This is a genomic window from Ramlibacter henchirensis (assembly GCF_004682015.1).
GTDB classification, from domain to species: domain Bacteria; phylum Pseudomonadota; class Gammaproteobacteria; order Burkholderiales; family Burkholderiaceae_C; genus Ramlibacter; species Ramlibacter henchirensis.
On record NZ_SMLM01000002.1, the window covers coordinates 736,805 to 753,084 of the forward strand.

The window sequence follows — 16,280 nt, forward strand, 5'->3', positions numbered from 1 at the left end:
TGGGTTGAACTAACTCGGCTACGCACGAAACGCCGTCAGGCTGTCGCCTCCACCCGCATCCCGGGGTGGATCACGTCGCCATCGCTCAGGATCTGCACATCGTCGAGCCACAGGCTGCAGCGGCGCATCGGCAAATCCAGGTGGCAGGCCGTGTCATTCGTTCCGCCGAGTTCGAGATTGGGCCCGAGCGAGAACAGCACATTGCCGTAGAACGACAGCGCGTTCATGACGTGCTCGCTCGGCAACTGGCGAGACACCGAAAACTGGTACCACCGCGCCTTTTCGTTGAGTCCCCAGCCGATGTGCGAGACGGCATACGCGCGGGGATCGTGAAAGCTGTCGATGTAGCTCTTGATCAGCTGCGCGTCCATCCCCTGCCCCGAGATGTCGACGACCATGCCCTTTTCGATGCGCAGCGTCACGGGCGTCTGCACGTACTGCTTGAAGGCGCAGAGGATGTCGCCCGGCTGCAGCACGACGTGGCCATCGACTCCGCCGTCGTTTCCCTGCGTGAACGCAAAGCCGGACGGAAAGTGGTCCCAGCGACCCGGCTCGAAGGTATAGCCGTATTCGGAGATCACCGGATACTGGCCAAGCTGGTAGACGATGTCGGTGCCGGCATCGGACGTGAAGCGCAGCTGCCGTGCCTGCTCGAGCAGGCCCTTGGCGAGTTCGACGCGCCGGCGCAGGTCCTCCGTCGGGAACATCTGCTTGAGCACGTGGAAGGGCTCCATCACTCGCAGGACGCGCACGCCTGCGGCCTGGATCTCGGCCTGCTCGCGCGAGAAAAGGAGGCCGACCATGTCGATCACCATGCTCGCCGACTTCAGCGTACGAAGCGCGAGCTCATTGCCGACGAGCGGATGGCGCCCTTGCACCCCGACCGCGTTTCGCTGCCCCCGTCGGACATTGAGGTTGAACGTGGTGGCGCCCAGCTGGCCCGCGGCCGCCATGAACGCATGGGCGTTCTCGGCCCACTCGTCGTCCGCCGTGAGGACCACGACGGTTTCGCCCTGCCTGACCCCGCACAGCGTCAGCTCGCGAGTGAACAGGTCCAGCACTTCCGCATCCAGCTTCACTGGTCGATCCTTTCAAAGGCCTGATCGTGACGGCGCAGGACCGTGGCCAGCGCCCGCTGGAACGCGCCGAAGTCCTCCGCCTGCATCTGGTGGCCGACGCCCGGAATGCGAACCACATCCAGATCGCGGCGCAGCCGCCGCATCTCAGCGACGTCGTCCTCCGAAACCACCCCGCCCTCGCCTGCGCAGATCAGCGACGCCGGCACTTGCGCTCTTGCGAGATCCCCGAACATGTCCTGGCCGTGGAAATCCTCGTACGCCGCGAGCACCGCACGCTCGTCGCACGTGGACAACCATTCGGCACGCAGCCGCTGGAGTTGTTCAGGCCACTTCGTACCGGCGCCCGAACCGATTGCCGCCGCCGCTTCGCCCCGGTGCGCTGCGCGCAAGAGGCTGAGCGTTCGCTCGGCGGGGATGGGATAGTCCCTGCGGCCCGGCCCGCTCGTAGGAGGGTCCAACAGCACGAGCGATCGGTAGAGTTCGGCCGTGCGTGCGGCCGCCCGCACGGCGATCCGGGCGCCCATGGAATGGCCGACGACGACCGCGGGCCCCAGCTTCATCTCGCGGACGAAAGCAGAGAGGTCCTGGGCGCACGCGTCGAGCCCATATCCGAGATGCGCTCCCGCCTCGGACAGTCCACGTCCGCGGACGTCGAGCACGAAGCACTCGCTGCACGCCGCGAGCCATTCGCCGACGTGCGCCCAGAGCATGGCCGGGCTCACGATTCCCGGGACGATCACCAGTCGCGGGCCCCGCTTCCCGAAATGCAGGTAGTGCTGCCGGATGCCATTCGCGCGGATGTGGCCGCCGCGGGGGAGTTCCATAAAGTCGCGTTTCTGAATATCGGTCTGTCGACAGGGCTGGATTCTGTAGCAGGAAAGGCGCATGCGCAAGCGCTTTTTTCGCTGGAGGCGCGCGCCTTGTATACCCTCGGAAACCCGCTACAGGCCAGCTAAGCTCATCAGACTCGAAGCTGTTCGCGCGTGCTGTACACTCCCCTGTATGCAGACGCCCAGTGCAGGCACGATGGCGACGGCCAAGTCGATCCCCAAACCCGTTGAACGGCCTAACTCCGGCCCGGCGGCCTCCAACTCCGACAACATCGGCCTGGCGGTCTATGAAAAACTGCGGGTGAAGGCCATCGGCCACGACTTCCTCCCCGGTGAGCGCCTGAACGAGGTGGAACTCGCCAGGGAGTTCGGCGTCTCCCGCACGCCGCTGCGCGAAGCGCTCAATCGGCTCACCACGGAAGGGTTCCTGCGCTCCATCCCGGGCAAGGGCTTCTTCTTCCGCGAGCTCGACCCCAAGGAGATCTTCGACCTGTATGAGCTGAGGGCGGCCATCGAGGTCGCGGCCGTGCGACTTGCCGTCCAGCGTGCGTCTACCGAGGACGTGAACGCGCTTGCAAAGATGGTGGAAGACGCCTCGGCACAGGAGGATTGCGAAGTCTCCGACCTGATCGCGGCGGACGAGGCGTTCCACTCGCGGCTCATCGCTCTTGCGGGCAACTCGGAGATGTCACGAGTCGTCCTCAACATCAATGCGCGCATCCAGTTCGTGCGCTGGATCAACGTCGACAAGCTCTCCAAACGCGCAACGCACAAGGATCATCGGGCAGTCATCCAGGCGCTGCGGCAGCGCGACGCCGAGGCATGCGCCGGCCTGCTGCAGAAACACATCAGCCGCAGGCTCGACGAGATCATCGAGGCGACACACCGGCGCATAGCGCAGATCTACACCGAACGCGCGAGCCTCATGCGCAGCTGAGTGCGAGACCTGGGGCGGCCCGGGCTCTATCCGCGCCGCTTGAGGAAATCCCGCAGCATCTCCACGCAGTCCAGCGCGTACCCATCGCAGATGTTGTGCGCGCCGGTGTCGATGTACTTCACCTCCGAATCCTTGATCCGGCGGTGCATCTCCTCGTACGCGTCCGCATGGCCGATCCGCTCCTTGCCGGCGGCGACGATCAGGGTGGGCGCCTGGATGCGGGAGACCTCGTCCATGAAGTCGTGCGTCGTCATGTGGGTCACGAATCGGGCGATGAAGGCCGGATCGTTGGAGCCCGCCTGCTCGATGAACCACCTCACCAGCGCGGGGTCGGCGTTCCCGTCGAAGCGCTCGTCGATCGTGTCGGCCAGGAACTTCTTCAGCCCGACCTGCTGGATCTTGGGGATCCAGGTGGGCGCGTGGCTCTGCTTGAGGCCCGGCGTCGAGCCGAACAGCGCCAGCGTCTTCACCCGCTCCGGATGGTGGATCGCAAGCTGCTGGGAAACGTAGCCGCCCGCGGAGTTGCCCACGATATGCGCCCGCTCGGCGCCCACCCGGTCCAGCACGGCCAGCGCGTCGCCCACCAGCTGGGACAGCGAGAACTCCATGTCGGCCGCAGGGATCTGCGAACGGCCGTGGCCGCGCAGGTCGAGGCGCACGACACGCCAGTCGCGCGCGAGCCTCGGAACCCACTGGAACCAGCGCTGTGCATTGCCCATGGCCGCATGCAGGAGCAGCAGCGTGTCCGGCTTGCGCCAGGGGTCGGTGAAGTCGTCGACGTAGTAAGCCAGTTTCAGGCCGTCGCGGGTGATGAAGTCGTTCATGATTTACTGTCCATGGCGAAGGGGAAATTTATCGTCGGAGGCTTCCAACGACGATGGGTCGGCGGCACGCGGCCCGACCAGGGGGCGAGCTGCTCCAGTTGAGCCGAGATCGCCAGCAGGAGGTCCTCGCGCCCGAAGCGCCCGATGAGCTGGGTCGCCACCGGCAGCGAAGCTTCGGTCCACGACAGCGGCAGGCAAGCGGCCGGCAGGCCCGCGGCGTTGATGACCGCCAGGAAGGGCGTGTACCGCGCGACGTTCCTGCGGAAGTCGGCGAACGACGGGCCGCGCATCGACAGCTCGCCGAGGCAGGCCGGCAGGCGTGCCAGCGCCGGAGTGAGCACGAGGTCGAAGCCGCCTTCCGCCATGAAGCCCTCCAGCACGCGGCCGAGGGCGTGGAAATGCGAGATGCACTCGACGTAGCGCGTCGCCGTCAAGCGTTTGCCGCGCTCGTAGCCCTCCATCATCGCGGGCTCCAGGTCGCCGGGCTGCAGCGACCGCCCGAGCGCGTTCAGGCGCGCGTCCGACGACACCGCGATGTTGGTCGCCATGACGTCGATCAGCGCCTCGATGAAGCCGTCGTAGTCCACGCCCTGCGGCAGCGGCGTGTTCATCGTTTCGTGGCCGAGCTCGCGGCACAGGCGGGCCGCGTGGTCCACCGCGGCTTGCGGCACGCCATCGATCGGCAGTGCGTTCCAGCCTTCCCGCCAGACGGCGATGCGCAGGCGCTTGCCCGGCCCTTTGCGCACCGCGTCGAGATAACTCCCCGGGTCGCCGGGCGCGGCGTACGGCGCGCCCGTCTCCCGCCCGGCGACGGCATCCAGCACCGCCGCGGAGTCGCGGACGGATCGCGTCAGAACGCCTTGCGACGACAGGCCGCCCCAGCCTTCACCACGCAGGGGCCCTTCCGGCAGCAGTCCACGCGAGGCCTTCAGGCCATACACCCCGCAGCACGCTGCCGGGATGCGGATCGAACCGCCGCCGTCCGTGCCATGCGCGATGGGCACGATGCGGGTTGCCACCGCGGCGGCCGAACCGCCGCTCGAACCGCCTGCGGAGCGCTCCGGATCCCAGGGATTGCGCGTCGGCCCGCCGTTCGCCGCCGCTTCGGTGGTGGGCGCCATGCACAATTCCGGCACGGCCGTTCGCGCGAACGGGATCAGCCCGGCCTGCTCGAACCGGTCCACCAGGGTCGCATTGCGCGGGTGCTCCGTGCCGCGAAAGAGCCTGGAGCCGAGCGTCGTGGGGAAACGCGTGGCCGCGATGCCGGAATCCTTCAGCAGGAACGGAATGCCGCCGAAGACGCCGCGCGGCTGCCAGCGTTGCGCGAGCTGCAGCGACTCCTCGAAGCGCTCCTGCACCAGGAGGTTGAGGCCGGCCGCGCGTTGCTTCGCCAGGGAGACCGCAGCGGCCATCAGTTCCGCGCTGCTCACCTCGCCGCCGGCCAGCAGCGCGGCGAGGCCCAGGCCATCGTGCCGCATGTACTCGTCTTCACTCATGCAGCTTCCCAAGGCGGCATCCCAACCCAAGCGGCCGCGTGGCCGTGCTCATTCCACCTGGATCCGGGCGGCGTTGATCACGTCGGCCCAGGCCTGCACCATCGAGCGCATCTGCTGCGTGTGCTGGGCCGGCGTGTTGGCGATCGGGATGTAGCCGAGGCCGGCCAGCTTGTCCGCGTTGGCCGGGTCCTTCAAGGCACGGGCGAAATGCCCGCTGACCAGGTCGGCCAACTGGCTCGGCACGCCGGCCGGAGCGTAAACGCCCCAGTACGAGTCGGCCTCCACCTTCAGGCCGTGTTCGGCGAACGTCGGGACGTTGGGCATGGCCGGATTGCGGCTGTTCCCCGTGAGCGCGATCGCACGCAGCCGGCCGGACTCGACGTGCTGCCGCGCGGTGCTGATGCCTCCGAACATCATGTGCACCTGTCCGGCCAGCAGGTCGTTCATCGCCTGGCTGGTGCCCTTGTACGGAACGTGCTGGATGTCGACCTTCGCCGCGATCTTGAGCAGCTCACCCGCGAGGTGCGGCGCGGTGCCGGAGCCGCCGGAGCCGTAGTTCAGCGCTCCCGGCTTCGCGCGGGCGAGCGCGAGCAGCTCGGGCAGGCTGGCAGCCCCCAGGCTCGGATGGGCGATCAGGATCACCGGAGCCGTGGCCATCATGGTCACGCCCTGCAGGCTCTTGAGCGTGTCGAACGGCATGCGCGCCTTGAACAACCCCGGATTGACCAGCAGCGCCGAGTCCGTGGCGAGCAGGGTGTAGCCGTCCGGCGGCGCCTTGGCCACGATCTCGGTGCCGATCATCGTGGACGCGCCAGGCTTGTTGTCGATGACCAGTTGCTGGCCGAGCGAAGCGCCCACCTGGGGAGCGATGGCGCGGACCAGGTTGTCGGTGCCGCCGCCCGGCGCGTAGGGGATCACGATCCTGATCGGACGTTCCGGGAACTTCTGCGCCCGTGCGGAAAGCGCGGCGAGTGCCAGCGACGCGGCGAAAGCGCGGCGGGTCAGCAACGATGACGAGGCCATGGGGCTTCCTTTCAGTCGAATTTCCACAGACCGGACAGGCTGTCGAGCGTTTCCAGCCCGTCGATGCGCTCGACCAGCTGCTGGACCCGGGCCGGCGGCAGCGGGCGGACGCCGGCGGCGAAACACGCCTGCGCCTTCTTCAGCACTGCCTCGGCGTCGAGCGGCTGCACGGGCGTGCCCGGGATGGCATCGATGCGGACGCGGCGCTCCGCGCTGTCTGCCAGGCGCACCTCGACGGTGGCCGGGGTGAACTTGCCGGTGGCCGAAGCATCCGTGACCACTTCGATCCGGCGCGCGAGCGCAAGAACCTCGGGATCCATCACCGCCCCCGGATCGATGTGGGCCAGCCGGAAGTCGCCGCGCAGCAGCACGCTCGCCACCGAGTACCGGACGCTGAACTGCGCGGCGCCCTGGGGATTCGCCTCGGGCGTGAAGGCACCTCCGACGAGCCGGGCGGAGAACGGCGTCAGCGTCACGGTGCAGGAACGCACCTGCGCCGCGGTGAGCGGAAGGTCCCGCGCGATCTCCTGCGCGGCCAGGATGGCGGCATGGTTGCAGAAGCAGCTCGGGTAGTTCTTGATCGTGAGCCCGGTGAAGCGCCAGTCGCGGCCGAGGCCGGACAGTGCCTTGTCGGCGTCGAATCCGGTGTACAGCGCCTCCACCCCGGCCCGCCCGCCGAACAGCTGCCTGGGGGCGGTGATCCCGCATTGCGCCAGCAGCGCGGCCTCGACGCCGTCGCGCGCGGCGAACGCGGTTTGCAGCCGCTTGGTGAAGCTGCCTTCGACCAGTGCCTGCTGGCTGCCCGCGGCGCGGCTCAAGGCCACCCCAGCGGCGGTGCGCACCCCGTCGACACCGAGCCCGAGCAGCCGCGCGGACGCCGCCGCGGCGGCGATCACGCCGAGCACCGAGCTGTAGAACCATCCGGGGTGGGACTGCACGGCGAGCCCCAGCCGCACCGCCATCTCGCTGCCGGCGACATGGGCCGCGATGAATTCCCGCCCGCCGAAGCCGCCGCGTTCCGCCAGTGCCAGGAGGGCGGGCACCATCACGATGTCGGGGTGGATGGTCGCCTCGTCGTGCACGGAGTCGAAGTCCAGGGCGGAAGCGAGCAGGCCGTTTGCGAACGCCGCTGAAGCCGCGGGGAGACGGACCTCATCCGTCCACAGCGAGGCCTCGCGCGCCCCGCCCTGGCCGGCGAGCATCTCCAACACCGGGGCGACGCCCGTCGCGGCCGAACCGGCCCACGCCACGGCCAGCGTATCGAGCAGGGTCCGCTTCGCGCACGCCACCGCTTGCGCGGGGATGTCTTCGATCCTCAGCCCCGCGACCCAGGCCGGCAGCGTCTCGTCGAGGCGGTGGGCAGCGCTCATGGGATCCATGTCCAGTGGTCTCTCCACGGCCGGCTGGTGAGCTCATCGGGGGAGAAACTCATCGTCCGATATCCTAGCGACGCGATCCGGCGCAGACTGTGTTCCGGGCTACATTTCGCGACCTCATATGACGGCCAACGCCCCGGAGCGGGACATCCTCGAAATCTTGCGCCGCAACAAGTGGCTCGCCCAACTGCCCGCCGATGCAACGGCTGAACTCGCCGCCGGAGCACGCCGGCGCCGCCTGGCCGACGGCGAATTGATCGCCGGACGCGGCAAGCAGCCCGAAGGCCTGGCACTGGTGGTGAGCGGGGCGATCCGCAGCAGCAACTTCTCCGCGGAAGGCCGCGAGATCGCCTTCTCGCTCGTGAAGCCGGGCGGTCTCTGGGGCCTTGTCGCCGTCCTGGACGGCGCGGGCGCCGTGCACGAGACGCGCGTCAGCGGACCGACGGAGCTGATCGTCTTTCCCACCCGGCTGGTGCGCGACATGCTGGATCGGGACCCTGCCCTCTACAAGCCGGTGACGCAGATGCTCTGCTACCGGCTGCGCAAGGCGTACAGCGCGGTGGACGACCTGGCGCTCGCCACGCTGCGCCAGCGCCTGGCACGCCAGCTCTGCACCCTCGCCACCGAGCTTCCCGCGGAGAAGCGGCACATCTCGGTGACGCAGGACGAACTCGCCAACCTGGTCGGCGCCACGCGTCCCAGCGTCAACCGCGAGCTCGCGGTGCTGGAGCGCGAGGGACTGGTCGAGCGCCAGTACGGCGGCGTGACGGTGCTCGATTACGAGCACCTGCACGAACTCTGCGCCACGCAACGCATCTTCGAGCTCTGACGGCCCGCTTTACGCTTGGGCCTCGCCCTCGATGCGGGCTATTCGGCCCGGATGTTGAAGTCCTTCACCAGCTTGCTGAACTTGGCCACGTCGCGGCGGATGAGGGCGGTGAACTCCTCGGGGGTCTGCGTCCACGGGTCCGATCCGCCGGCGACGATCTGCTGTTGCATCTCCGGCGTGGCGACCACCTTGACGATCGTCTCGTTGAGTTTCTGCACGATCTCCCTGGGAGTGCCGGCCGGCGCGAGGATGCCGTACCAGCTCACCAGCTCATAACCCGGGATGCCCGCTTCCGCCATCGTCGGGACGTCCGGAAGCGATGCGGCACGCTTGGTGCCGGTGACGCCGATCGCGCGCAGCTTGCCCGCCTTCACGTGTTCGATCAGGCCGGTGACCGTGGAGGCGTACATGTCGATCTGGCCGCCCAGGAGGTCGTTGATGGCGGGCGCGTCGCCCTTGTAGGGCACGTTCATGAGCTTCACGTCCGCCATCGCCTTCATCAGTTCGATCGTCATCAGCGGGGTGCCGATGCCCGACGTACCGTAGGTCAGCTTCTCCGGGTTCGCCTTCGCGAAGGCGAGCAGCTCCTTGAGATTGCGCGCCGGCAGCGAGGGCCGCACGACCAGCAGGTTCTGCGACGACACGATGGTGGTGACCGGTGCGAAATCCGTCAGCACGTTGAACGGGAGCTTGCTGAACGCCGGGCCGATCGTGATGTTGGCGGTTCCCATCAGCAGCGTGTAGCCGTCGGCCGGCGCCTTGGCCACGTAATCGAAACCGATGTTGCCGGAAGCACCGGACCGGTTCTCGACCACGACCGTCTGGCCGAGCGCGGGCCCGAGCTTCACCGAAAGCTGCCTCGCCAGCACGTCCGTCGCGCCCCCGGGCGGATACGGAACGATCAGCCGGATCGGTTTGTTCGGGTAGGTCTGGGCGCCCGCGGTCATGGCCACGACGCTGCAGAACAGGCCAAAGAGGAAGTTGACTAGCCTCATGACGGCGCTCCAGTGGAAAGTCGTGCACGCATCGTAGGAACGGCGCGTGCCCGTGAATGTCATCCACATCACATTCGGCACTGCGGCGCGCGGCCGCCAGGGAATGTGCGGAAGCGGACAGTCTGCCGCGTGGGTCCAAAACTAACATCGAGCCCGTCGCCCGACCTGCCTTGCACCACGCATGAACCCCGAAGCCCTCCGAGCCGCCACCCCCGACGCCACCAGCGGAGCGCAGGAGCCCCGCTGCCCGTTCAGCCAGCAGCCGGCCCACCGCTTTCCATTGCCACGCTCGCACCCGATGAATCCGCCGCCGGCCTACGAGGACCTCGGCTCGGAGCACCCCGTGCGCCGCGTGGTGCAGTGGAACGGGCGCGAAGCCTGGTTCGTCACCCGCCACGCGGACGTGCGCGCCCTCCTGATGGACCCGCGGACCAGCGCGGATGCGGCGCATCCCGCCTACCCGGCGCAGACGCCGGCGCTCAGCATCGTGCGCAGGGACTACCAAGTGTTCGCCCAGATGGATCCGCCCCATCACACGGAAGAGCGGCGGCTGGTCGGTGAAGAGTTCTCCGTCCGCAACGTGGAACTGATGCGGCCGAAGGTCCAGGCGCTGGTGGACCGGCTTGTCGATCGCATCGCGGCCAGGGAGCGGCAGGCCGATCTGGTCGAGGACTACGCGCGTCCCCTCCCGTGCGAAGTGATCTGCACGCTGCTGGGCGTGCCCGAGCAGGACCACGGCGCGATCCAAGACTGGGCGCGGCAGATTTCCTCCCTCGGCACGCCGCAGCAGCAGGCCGCCGACATGATCAAGGACTTCTGCGACGGCTATCTCACGGAGCTGGTGCGCCGCAAGGCGGCCGACCCCGGCGACGACCTGTTGAGCCGGCTGATCGTCAACCACATGAAGCCCGGCAGGATCACGGAGCGCAAGGTGGTGAGCCTGGCGCGCCTGTTCCTCACGGCGGGCCACGAATCCACCACCGGCACGCTGGGCGTGGGCCTGGCCGCGCTGCTGTACCACCCCGACCAGCTGGAGCTGCTGCGGCGCGACCCCTCGCTGATCCGCAATGCGGTGGAAGAGATCCTGCGCTTCACCGACGTCACGCACTCGGGCCGCCTGCGCACCGCGCGCGAGGACATCCAGATCGGCGACGTGACCATCCGCGCGGGCGACGCGATCATCATGCACCAGCCCACCGCCGACCGCGACCCGGCCGTGTTCGAGGACCCGCACAGGTTCGACATCACGCGCAAGAACGCGCGGCTGCACCTGGCCTTCGGCAGCGGCATCCACATGTGCATCGGCCAGCCGCTCGCCCGCATGGAGCTGCAGATCGCGATCATTACGCTGGTGCAGCGTCTTCCCGGATTGCGGCCTCTCGTTCCGCTGGAACAGCTCCCCTTCCATACCGGCCTGGCGATCTATGGTCTCGAGTCGCTTCCGGTCGCGTGGTGAGCACCGAAGGAAAACCTGTCATGAATGATCGCCAGCGTCCCGGACGTCTCGCGGGCAAGGTCGCCTTGATCGTCGGCGGCGGCACCGGCATCGGCGCCTGTGCCGCCCGCCTGTTCGCCGCCGAGGGAGCGGCCGTGGCGGTCGCCGACATCCAGCACGAAGCGGCATCGCAGGTCGCGCAGTCCATCGTCGCGGCCGGCGGGCAGTCGGTCGCCATCGCCGCCGACGTGATGAGCGAGGAGAGCGTGCGCGCCGCCGTGGACAGCGCGGTGCGGCAGTTCGGCAGGCTGCAGGTGCTGTTCAACTGCGTGGGCGGGTCGCTGCCGGCGGATGCGCCCGTGACCGAGGTGGATTTCTCGGTGTGGGACCGCACCATGAACCTGGACGTGCGCGGCACCCTGCTCGCCTGCCGCCATGCCATCCCGCACATCGTCGCGGCGGGAGGCGGCTCCGTGGTGAACATGTCGTCCGGCGCCGCGCTTCGCGGTTCGGGCAAGGCCCACATCTATGCGGCCGCCAAGGGCGCGGTCGTCGCCGTGACACGCAACATCGCCGGCACCTACGCCCGGCACAACGTGCGCGCGAACGCCATCTGCGCCGGGCGCATCAACACCGAGCGGATCCGGCGCACCTATGGCGTTCCGGGGAACCCGAAGCCGGGCGACGTGAACATCGACGAGGTGCTCAAGACCTACCCCTTCTGGTTCGGCGAACCGGAGGACATCGCCAACGTCGCGCTGTTCCTGGCGTCGGACGAGTCGCGGATGATCACCGGCGCGGCGATCCCCGCCGACGGCGGCCGAAGCGCCTACTGATCCGAAGGAGCGGACATGCCGAAGTACGCGAAGGGTGACGCGCGCGCATGGATCCGCTCCAGCTTCCGCGGCTACTTCGTCGCGCTGTACACGCCTTACGGCGCCGACGGCGCCATCGACGAAGCGGCCCTGCGCCACAACACCGAGCTGACGCTCTCCCTGCCGGGCGTCGGCGGCCTGTCGGTGCACTCCATCCACCAGGAGTTCTGGACCTTGACGGATGCCGAGCGCATGCGGGTGACGGAGGTGGTGCTGCAGACCGTCGCCGGCCGCAAGCCCGTGATCGTCGGCGTTTCGGACACCAGCGCGAGAAACGTGGTGGAGTTCGCCAACCATGCATCCGCCCATGGGGCCGATGCGGTCATGGTCTGGCCGCCGTACTACGGCCCGAAGACGGCTTCGGGCGTCCGCGATTTCCACGAATACGTCGCCGCGCGCACCCACATCGGCCTGTTCGTATACAGCACGACCTTGTCGGAGCTGGGCTTCTACCTCACGCCCGATATGGTGGAGACGTTGCTGGACATCCCCAACGTCTGCGGCGTCCAGAGCACGGTGGCGAGCCCGTCGGGATACGCCGCGATGATGGAGCGCGTGGGCGACAGGATCTGCGTGTCGACCTCCCTGGAGGAAACCTTCCTGTTCGGCAAGCTCGGCTTCGGGGAGCGCGCACCCGATTTCCTGATGGGAGCTTCACGGCCGCTGCTGGTGCAGAACCATTCGCACCCGCGCTGCGGCGACTTCCTCGCCGCGGCGCTCGCGGGCGACTACGTCGAGGCGGCGCGGCACATGAGGGACATCATGCGCATCGCGGACAAGCTCCAGAGCCGGTACTTCGCCCAGGGCTTCCACCACGTGGCGCTGTTCAAGCAGCTGTCGACACACCTGGGCCTGCGCGGCGGCCCCGCGCGCGCACCGATGGGCGAGCCCACGCCCGCCGAACTGGCCGAGTGCTTCGAGATCATGGCCGCGGCGGGCCTCACGCCGCCTGCCGGCGAACGTTGACGTTGAAGCTTCGCGGGCGTGTCAGAGGTGGCCCAGGACGCGCTTGGGTTGGTAGGGCGCTTCCAGCCGCCGGACTTCCTCGGGCGTGAGCAAGAGTGCGGTGCCGGCCACCAGGTCTTCCACCTCCTGCACGCTCTGCGGGCCGACGATGGGCGCGGTGACGCCGCCGGCCGCGGCATGCGGTGAGAGCAGCCACGCCACCACCACCTGCGCCCGCGTGACGCCGCGCTCCTTCGCCACCCTTCCCACTTCCGCTGCGATGGCCAGGTCCGCCGGGCTGCCGTAGTACTGCTTGCGCAGCGGATCGTGCTCGCGGCGCAGGGTCGCAGGCGCGTCGGGGTCTTCGGTCAGGAAGCCGCGCGCGAGCGGGCTCCATGGCACGCAGGCCACCCCCTGGTCACGCAGCAGGGGCAGCATCTCGCGCTCCTCCTCGCGGTACGCCAGGTTGTAGTGGTTCTGCATGGTCGTGAACCGCGTCCAGCCATGCCGCTGCGCAACCTGCTGCGCCTTGGCAAACTGCCAGGCCCACATGCTGGACGCGCCGATGTAGCGGGCCTTGCCGGCCTTCACCACCTCGTGCAGCGCCTCCATGAATTCCTCCACCGGAACCTCGTAGTCCCACCGGTGGATCTGGTAGATGTCCACGTAGTCCATCTGCAGGCGGCGCAGCGAAGCATCGATCGCCGCGAAGATGCGCTTTCGCGAGAGCCCCTGCATGTTGGGGCGGCGGGCCTTCTCGAGGGACGCCAGGTCCTGCCCGGACTTGAAGTCAAACGAAACCGGGTTGTAGACCTTGGTCGCGATCACCAGTTCGTCGCGCCGGCCGAACTCGCGCACGAGCTTGCCGACCAGCTTCTCCGATTCGCCCGCCGAGTACGTGTCCGCCGTGTCGATGAAGTTGATGCCGAGTTCCAATGCACGTCGCACGATGGGCCGGGCCTCGTCTTCCCCCAGCACCCAGGGACGCCACTTGGCGGCGCCCATCCCCATCATCCCCAGCGCGAGCGGCGAGACCTGCGCCCCGGCCTGTCCCAACCGGACGTAGCGCATCACGCAGCCTTGAACGGTGCGCGCTCGTCGTACTCGCGGGCCGCGGCCTCCAGCGTGGTGAACACCGCGCTTTTCTTCGCCAGGCCTTCCAGCAGCCCCTCCAGCATCAGCATGCGGTGGCCGCGCCCGATCACGTAGGGATGGCAGGTGTAGGTGAAGATGCCCCACTCCTCGGTGCGGATCATGTACTCCCAGTCATCCAGCCAGTTCTGCAGCACCAGCCGCGCATTCATCAGGCCGGGCGTGACGCTGGTGGGCATGCGGATGTACTCGAAATGCGGGAAGTCATCGGTCGACCAGCTGATGGGCAGCTCGATCAGCGGCGTCGGCGCGCCGAATTCCATGCCGCGGTCGGCATGCACCTTGTCGCCCTGGCGCACACGGTACGGCGTGTGGTCGTCGCCCATCATGCTGCTCTCGTAGTAGAAGCCGTACTTGAGCAGCAGCCGCACCGTGTCGGCACTCAGGTCCCAAGACGGCGAGCGGTACCCCACCGGCACCTTGCCCGTGAGCTGCTTGAGCCGCTCGATGCCGCGCACGAGCTCGGCCTCTTCCTGCTCGGGCTTCAGGCTGGCCGGCGGAACGTGCGTCCAGCCGTGGTGGCCGATCTCATGACCCGCCGCGACGATGGCCTCGCACATCGCCGGGTACGTATCGACCACCACGCCCGGGATGAAGAACGAGGTCTTGATCGAGTAGCGGTCCAGCAGCTTGAGGATGCGCGGGATGGCGACGGCATCGAACTCGCCGCGCGAAACCGGCGTGGGGCTCGTCAGTCCGCGCGCCACCAGGCCGGACATGGCATCGACGTCGAAGGTAACGCAGGCAAGGTGTCTGTTCATAGGTCAAGGATGGTCAAGGCCAGCGCTTGCGCGCGGGGCACGATGCTGTCCACGCGCAGCCACTCGCGATCGGTGTGGACGTCGCCGCCGACCGGGCCCGTCGCGCAGAGCGTCGGGGCGCCGACGGACGCCGTGAGGCCGCTGTCCGCGGACCCGCCGGTGAATTCGCCGTCCACCTTCATGTCGAGTTTCTTCGCGCTCTCCTGGTATTTCGCCAGCAGCCGCTGGCCGGCTTCGGAGGCCACGAGCGGCAGGAAGATGCCCTCGTGCGTGACGTGCGCATGGGTGTTGCACACGGACTCGCGGCAGATGATGCGCAGGATCTTCTCGCGCAGCTCCTGGTGGTCCACGTTGCCCGGGTAGCGCACGTCGAGCTGCGCCTGGGCATGATCGGCAACGGTGTTGACCGTCATGCCGCCACGGACCGTTCCCACGTTGGCGGACAGTCCCAGCGACCGGTCGTTCAGCTCGTGCAGCTCGACCACCTTGCGCGCGAGCGCCTCGATGGCGGAGGCGCCCTTCTCCGGCGCCACGCCCGCATGGGCGGCCACGCCCTTCACCTCGAAGTCGATGAAGAACGCGCCCTTGCGCCCGGTCACCACGTTGCCGCTCGGGCGGCCGGGCTCCGCATTGAACACGGCGCGGGCGCCGCGGGCCTTCTCGATCGTGATCTGCCGCGACGATGGCGACGCGACCTCCTCGTCCCCGGTGAACAGCACGCGGATCGGCGCCGCCTCGGGTGCGAGCTCCACCAGGGCGCGAGCCACGAAGGCGTGCATCACCAGCCCCGCCTTCATGTCGGCGACGCCGGGTCCATAGGCCATGTCGCCGTCGATGCGGAAAGGCCGCCGCTGCGCGGTGCCCACCGGGAAAACCGTGTCCATGTGGCCGAGCAGCAGCACGTGCGGCGCGCCCGCCCGGCCCGCCAGCGTGGCGGACACGCAGTCGCCGTGGTCGGCCAGTGGATGCCGCTGCGTCGCCAGGCCGGCATCCCGCAGGAAGGACTCCATCAGGCTCGCCATGCGGTCGGCGCCGGGCTTGTGCGAGCTCCCGCTGTCGATGTTGACGGCGGCCTCCAGCAGCTCCAGCATCTCGCCCCGGCGGGCGGCGAGCCAGCCGCGAACGGCGGTGCGGACGTCGGTGTTCACGCCTTTTCCGCCTGGGCCTTCTGCCAGCGCAGCTCGACATCCAGCTTGTCCTTGGACTCGAGCTCGACGCGCAGACACTTGATCATGGTGCCGTACGCCAGGTAGTACGCCGCGAGCAGCGTGACGTCGGTTATGGAACGCTCGCCGTAGTGCTTGCGCATCTCCGTGAAGGTGTCGTCGCTCACGGAATCGCTGGAGACGAACTCGAGCACGTAGCGCACCACCATGCGCTCGCTGTCAGGCAGCGCGGCGGGCACCTTGCCGGCCAGGATCTCGTCGACGGCTTCTTTCGGGATGCCGGCCTGGATGGCCAGGCCCGCGTGGTGGGTCGCGGCGTAGCGGACCTTCTGGCCAACCGTCACGATCACCAGCTCGCGCACGCGCTCCGTGAGTGCGGTGTGGTAGCGAACGTAATCGCCGAAATGCGCGAAGCGGCGCAGCCCCTCGGGCGCATTGGCCAGCGACTGCATGGCGTTGGAGATCCAGCCGCGGCTGGCGGCGATCTCGTCATAGACCTTCTTGAGTTCCGGGTCGCTCGCCGGATCGACAGGGGACAAAACGGCCACGTTCTTTCC

16 protein-coding genes are annotated in these 16,280 nt (G+C 68.3%); 5 read left to right on the top strand and 11 right to left on the bottom strand.

What is annotated here, in order from left to right:
- Positions 1–35: 35 nt before the first annotated feature.
- Positions 36–1,079 (bottom strand): 2,5-dihydroxypyridine 5,6-dioxygenase NicX family protein, encoded by a 1,044-nt coding sequence (locus EZ313_RS16280; protein WP_205960409.1) that lies wholly within the window; start codon positions 1,077–1,079, stop codon positions 36–38.
- Positions 1,076–1,903 carry an alpha/beta fold hydrolase gene (locus EZ313_RS16285; protein ID WP_167772611.1) on the bottom strand — a complete coding sequence of 276 codons (828 nt, stop codon included), beginning with the start codon at positions 1,901–1,903 and terminating at the stop codon, positions 1,076–1,078. The genes EZ313_RS16280 and EZ313_RS16285 overlap by 4 nt, the downstream gene beginning before the upstream one ends.
- A 202-nt stretch (positions 1,904–2,105) precedes the next feature.
- Between EZ313_RS16285 and EZ313_RS16290 the strand changes: the two genes are divergently transcribed.
- On the top strand, positions 2,106–2,846 hold the full coding sequence (locus EZ313_RS16290) for a GntR family transcriptional regulator (protein ID WP_135264325.1): 741 nt from the start codon (positions 2,106–2,108) through the stop codon (positions 2,844–2,846).
- 26 nt (positions 2,847–2,872) lie between these two features.
- On the opposite strand, the gene EZ313_RS16295 is transcribed toward EZ313_RS16290, so the two are convergent.
- From EZ313_RS16295 to EZ313_RS16310, 4 genes are read right to left on the bottom strand one after another with little or no spacing between them, the layout of a single operon-like run.
- Positions 2,873–3,670: an alpha/beta fold hydrolase gene (locus EZ313_RS16295; protein WP_135264326.1), complete on the bottom strand. Its 798-nt coding sequence runs from the start codon at positions 3,668–3,670 to the stop codon at positions 2,873–2,875.
- The gene (locus EZ313_RS16300; protein WP_135264327.1) at positions 3,667–5,166 is read right to left on the bottom strand and encodes an amidase; all 1,500 of its coding nucleotides are present in this window, start codon (positions 5,164–5,166) and stop codon (positions 3,667–3,669) included. The genes EZ313_RS16295 and EZ313_RS16300 overlap by 4 nt, the downstream gene beginning before the upstream one ends.
- Positions 5,167–5,214: 48 nt before the next feature.
- Positions 5,215–6,189, bottom strand: coding sequence for a tripartite tricarboxylate transporter substrate binding protein (locus EZ313_RS16305; RefSeq protein ID WP_135264328.1), 975 nt, complete (start codon positions 6,187–6,189; stop codon positions 5,215–5,217).
- 11 nt (positions 6,190–6,200) lie between these two features.
- Positions 6,201–7,559 (bottom strand): MmgE/PrpD family protein, encoded by a 1,359-nt coding sequence (locus EZ313_RS16310; protein WP_167772612.1) that lies wholly within the window; start codon positions 7,557–7,559, stop codon positions 6,201–6,203.
- Between the two features lie 127 nt (positions 7,560–7,686).
- Here EZ313_RS16310 and EZ313_RS16315 point away from each other — a divergent pair, with 127 nt between their 5' ends.
- Positions 7,687–8,394, top strand: coding sequence for a Crp/Fnr family transcriptional regulator (locus EZ313_RS16315; protein ID WP_135264330.1), 708 nt, complete (start codon positions 7,687–7,689; stop codon positions 8,392–8,394).
- A gap of 38 nt (positions 8,395–8,432) precedes the next feature.
- On the opposite strand, the gene EZ313_RS16320 is transcribed toward EZ313_RS16315, so the two are convergent.
- On the bottom strand, positions 8,433–9,389 hold the full coding sequence (locus EZ313_RS16320) for a tripartite tricarboxylate transporter substrate binding protein (RefSeq protein WP_135264331.1): 957 nt from the start codon (positions 9,387–9,389) through the stop codon (positions 8,433–8,435).
- Positions 9,390–9,570: 181 nt separating this feature from the next.
- On the opposite strand from EZ313_RS16320, the gene EZ313_RS16325 reads away from it, so the two are divergent.
- The 3 genes from EZ313_RS16325 to EZ313_RS16335 are packed head-to-tail and all read left to right on the top strand — an operon-like array spanning position 9,571 to position 12,665.
- Complete coding sequence (locus tag EZ313_RS16325) at positions 9,571–10,845, top strand: cytochrome P450 (RefSeq protein ID WP_135264332.1); 1,275 nt, start codon at positions 9,571–9,573, stop codon at positions 10,843–10,845.
- 20 nt (positions 10,846–10,865) lie between these two features.
- Entirely contained in the window at positions 10,866–11,660 is a 795-nt protein-coding gene (locus EZ313_RS16330) for an SDR family NAD(P)-dependent oxidoreductase (RefSeq protein WP_135264333.1), read from the top strand.
- Positions 11,661–11,675: 15 nt separating this feature from the next.
- Positions 11,676–12,665: a dihydrodipicolinate synthase family protein gene (locus tag EZ313_RS16335; protein ID WP_135264334.1), complete on the top strand. Its 990-nt coding sequence runs from the start codon at positions 11,676–11,678 to the stop codon at positions 12,663–12,665.
- A 21-nt stretch (positions 12,666–12,686) separates the two neighbouring features.
- On the opposite strand, the gene EZ313_RS16340 is transcribed toward EZ313_RS16335, so the two are convergent.
- The 4 genes from EZ313_RS16340 to EZ313_RS16355 are packed head-to-tail and all read right to left on the bottom strand — an operon-like array spanning position 12,687 to position 16,271.
- Positions 12,687–13,715: an aldo/keto reductase gene (locus tag EZ313_RS16340; RefSeq protein ID WP_135264335.1), complete on the bottom strand. Its 1,029-nt coding sequence runs from the start codon at positions 13,713–13,715 to the stop codon at positions 12,687–12,689.
- On the bottom strand, positions 13,715–14,557 hold the full coding sequence (locus EZ313_RS16345) for a polysaccharide deacetylase family protein (RefSeq protein ID WP_135264336.1): 843 nt from the start codon (positions 14,555–14,557) through the stop codon (positions 13,715–13,717). Before EZ313_RS16345 ends, EZ313_RS16340 begins: the two co-directional genes overlap by 1 nt.
- Positions 14,554–15,705, bottom strand: a complete 1,152-nt coding sequence (locus EZ313_RS16350) for a M20 family metallopeptidase (RefSeq protein ID WP_240788673.1) — start codon at positions 15,703–15,705, stop codon at positions 14,554–14,556. Before EZ313_RS16350 ends, EZ313_RS16345 begins: the two co-directional genes overlap by 4 nt.
- Complete coding sequence (locus tag EZ313_RS16355) at positions 15,702–16,271, bottom strand: carboxymuconolactone decarboxylase family protein (protein ID WP_135264337.1); 570 nt, start codon at positions 16,269–16,271, stop codon at positions 15,702–15,704. Before EZ313_RS16355 ends, EZ313_RS16350 begins: the two co-directional genes overlap by 4 nt.
- Positions 16,272–16,280 lie beyond the last annotated feature (9 nt).